The sequence below is a fragment of the Mycobacterium sp. 1165178.9 genome (assembly GCF_001673555.1).
Taxonomy (GTDB): domain Bacteria; phylum Actinomycetota; class Actinomycetes; order Mycobacteriales; family Mycobacteriaceae; genus Mycobacterium.
Genome location: NZ_LZMB01000506.1, coordinates 1 through 4,129 on the forward strand (window position 1 = coordinate 1; position 4,129 = coordinate 4,129).

1 protein-coding gene is annotated in these 4,129 nt (G+C 67.4%); it reads right to left on the reverse strand.

Annotated features, from left to right (window positions below):
* On the reverse strand, positions 1-4,129 hold a 4,129-nt coding region (locus A5652_RS21660), incomplete at both ends, for a non-ribosomal peptide synthetase (RefSeq protein WP_156745473.1).

Genomic DNA, 4,129 nt, shown 5'->3' on the forward strand with positions numbered 1-4,129 from the left:
GTTGTTGGTGACCGGTGACGCGGTGAATGTCGCTGAGCCCCAGGTGCTCGTGATCGAGTGTGTCGTTGCGCGCGCTCCGCAGCTGATCGAGCAGGTCTGCGGTGGTGCTCGCCGCGGTGATGCTGGCCCGCACCGGCACGGTGTTGACCAATAGCCCCACCATCGACTCCGCGCCGGCCAGTTCCGCCGGGCGACCCGAAACCACCGTGCCGAAAACCACATCGCGCTGGCCGGTCATCCACATCAGCAGCTGCGCCCACGCGGCATGCAACAGCGTGCCGACAGTCGTCTGCTGTGAGCGCGCAAGCTCCGTGAGGCCCCGCGTGGTCTCCTCGGGCACCGTGAACGACGCAGCGCCTCGCGGTCCCAGCCCCAACCGATCCGGCGGCCCCACGAGTGTGGGCGCCTCGAAACCGGTGAGAACCTCACGCCAGGCATCCTGCGCGGCGGCACGGTCCCGATCGGCCAGCCACGCACAGAACCTGCCATACGGTACGGGCGCCGGCAGGCGCTGGCCGTTGTAGCTGGCAAAGATCTCTCCGAGCAGGATCGGCGTCGACCAGCCATCAAGCACGATGTGGTGGTTCGTCAGCACAAACCGGTGTTGGTCTGCTGCGGTGCGGACCAAAGCGGCGCGGATGGCCGGCTGGTCGGCCAGGTCGCCGACCGCGGCGCGCTCGGCCTCACATACCCGTCGGATGTGCTCGTCAGCGTCGGCGTCGCCGTCGAGCTCGACGTATCGCCACGGCACGACGGGATCGGCCGGGACGATCTGCACAGGCTCGTCGAACTGTTCGCTGAATCGGGCCGCCAGGTTCGGATGCCGGTTGACGACCGCCTGCACCGCCTGCCGCAACCGGTTGCGGTCGAGGGGGCCGGTCACGGCGACGTCCAGCTGCACCGCATACACATCGTCGTCGCTGTCCTGAGCGGCTCTGGCATGGAACAGCAGTCCGCGTTGCAGCGGGGTCAGGGGCAAGACGTCAGCGATGCGGGAATTCGCCTGCAGCGTGTCGATCTGCCGCTGAGTCAGGCGAGCGGACGGGATGTCGGAGGGTGTCATCCCTCCCCCGCCGCGGCTGACATGGGCGCAGATACCGGCGAGGGCGTCGAACCACAACTGGCCCAGGCGGCTGATCTGGTCGCGATCCAGCGCGGAGGGCGCCCACGTCCAGTTGGCGTGCAGACGCGGGCCGGCGTCGGTGTCCAAGGTGCTGGCGTTCAGCTCGACCGTGTGCGCCAACGACATTGGCACCGCAGCGGCGGCGGCGGTCAAGGACAAGCCGTTCTCGCTGACCCGCCACAGATCATCGGATACCTGGGCTGCGGGGCCGCCCAACCGTCCCAGGTAGTTGAACCCAATCGGCGGATCGAACTCGTCCAGGTCAACATCGGTGTTCAGGTATCGCAGCAGCCCGTAGCTCAGCGGGTCGGGGAGCGCGCGGAGTTGTTCCTTGGCGTTTTTGATCACCGCTCCCAGTTCAGCCTCGCCGCCAACCACCTGCGCCCACGAAAGTCCGCCCACTGCAAGTGAAACCGGGTAGATGGCCGTGAACCACCCGACGGTGCGCGAGAGGTCCACATCCGGGGCCAGTTCTTCGTGACGGCCGTGGCTCTCGACGTCGATGCCGATCGGCGCGGCTCCGGTTCCCAGAAACTCCGACACCGCCAACGCGAACGCAATCAACAGAATGTCTTGGACTCCAGCATGAAACGCGGACGGCACCTGACCGAGCAGCATGCCGGTGGTGTCGGCATCCAGCTCGACCGACAACAGTCCTGCCGTGGCAATCGTGTCCATCGCGGGTTGCACCGCGGGCAGCGCGGCGGGAGCAGACTCCGCGACCTGTCGCCAAGCCCCGGCCTGTTCCAGGACTTCCGGACGACCCGCGTGCTCGGCCAGCAGCGACGCCCAGCGGGCGAACGACGTCCCGCCGGCAGGCAACGCCACGGGCTGACCCGTGTGGTGCTGCGCCCAGGCGATGTTGAGGTCTTCCAGCAGAATCCGCCAGGACACCCCGTCGACGGCCAGATGGTGAATGATCACCACCAATCGGCCGGTGGAGCGCCCCCACACGGCAGTCAGCATCAGCCCGGTGCCCGGGCTCAACCGCGATCGCGCGCTGACCAGCGCCTCTTCGGAGAGGACGTCTACCGATTGCAGGCACTCGCCAGCGTCCACCGAGCCCGCCTCGGGAACCTGCAACGACCAACCGCCGGCACCATCGTCCTCGACACGAGCCCGCAGCATGGCATGCCGGTCCAGTAGGGCCTGCAGCATCACGACGACGTCGGCCTCGCTCACCCCCGCTGGCGCCTGCACCACCACCGTCTGGTTGAACTGATCAACCGCGCCATCCAGCCTCTGCAGCCAGTGCATGACCGGCGTGGCCAGTACCTGCCCCACGCCCTCATCGACCAGGTTTTCCGATCCGTCGGTCAAGGTAGCGACGCTGGCGAGCCTCGCGACGGTCTGCTCGACAAAGATGTCGCGCGGCCGGCACGCCACCCCGACGGCGCGGGCCCGCGCGACCACCTGCATCGAGAGGATGCTGTCGCCGCCCAGTTCGAAGAACGAGTCGTCGACCCCAACCCGGTCCAGCCGAAGGATCTGCGCGTAGATGTCGGCCAGCTTCTCCTCGATGGCGTTGGTGGGGGCGCGGTAGCCACCGACATCCTGGTATCCGGGTGCCGGAAGTGCGCGGGTATCGAGTTTGCCGTTGGGAGTCAGCGGCAGTGCGTCGATCGGCACTATCGCGGCGGGGACCATGTAGGCCGGGAGCCGCTCGGCCAGGGCCGTCCGCAAGGCGGCCGGCTCTGCGGTCCCGGTGACGTAACCGACCAGGCGCTTGTCGCCGGGGACGTCCTCGCGAGCGATCACCACCGCCTGGCGCACGCCGTCTTGTGCGGCCAGCGCAGCCTGGACCTCACCGAGCTCGATGCGGTACCCGCGGATCTTGACCTGCTCATCAGCACGTCCCAGATACCGCAATTGACCGTCCGTGCCCCACGACACCACGTCCCCGGTGCGATACATGCGACTGCCCGGGGCTACCGCTCCACCGAACGGGCAGGCCACAAACCGCGATGCCGTGAGTCCCGCCCTGCCCACATAGCCATAGGCCAGTCCGGCACCGGCGACGTACAACTCGCCGACCACGCCGGCGGGCACCGGCCGTAGCCAGCCGTCGAGCACAAAGAAGCCGAGGTGAGCCAGCGGCACGCCGATCGGGCTGGCGTTGCGCTCGACATCGCTGCTGAGGATCTCCCTGAACGAGGCGTGCACCGTCGTCTCGGTGATGCCATACATATTGATGAGGCGGGCCAACCCCGGGTGATTGTTCAGCCAGGTCGCGAGGCGCTGGGGCTCGAGCGCTTCACCGCCGAATACGACGGTGGAGAGCTTGAGTTGATCTGCGAGCTCGGGTGCGAGCGCATCGGCGGTCTGCAGCGCATAAAACGCCGACGGCGTCTGACTCAGCACGCTGACCTGTTCACGGACGAGCACTCCGAGCAGGTCTTCCGGTGAGCGGACCACCGGCTCGGGCACGACCACCAGCCGGCCGCCGTACAACAGCGCACCCCAGATCTCCCACACCGAGTAGTCGAACGCCAGGGAATGACACTGCGACCACACCTGCCCCGAAAGCTCGAGTTCGGCGTCCAATGTCTCCAGCAGTCGGGTGACGTTGCGGTGACTGACGGCGACGCCCTTGGGGACGCCGGTCGTGCCCGAGGTGTAAATGAGGTAGGCGATGTCGTCCTCTGTCGGCGCCGGCAGTCCGGTGCTGGGTTGAGCACCGATGCGGGGATCGCTGACATCGATGACCGGCAGCTCGTAGCTCTCCAGACGCTCGGCCAGATCGGCGGTGGTTACGGCCGCGACCGGAGCGGCATCGCCGAGCATGAACTCCATGCGCGCGGCGGGCTGTGCCGGATCGATCGGCACATAAGTCGCGCCAGTCTTGAGCACCGCCAGGATGGCCACGATCGCGTCGGCCGAACGGGAGAATAACAACGCCACCCGCTCGCCGGGGCGCACGCCCAAGCCAATCAACAAGTGCGCCAACCGGTTTGATGCTTCATCAAGCTCGCGATAGGTCATCGACTGGCCAGCGAAACTGAGTGC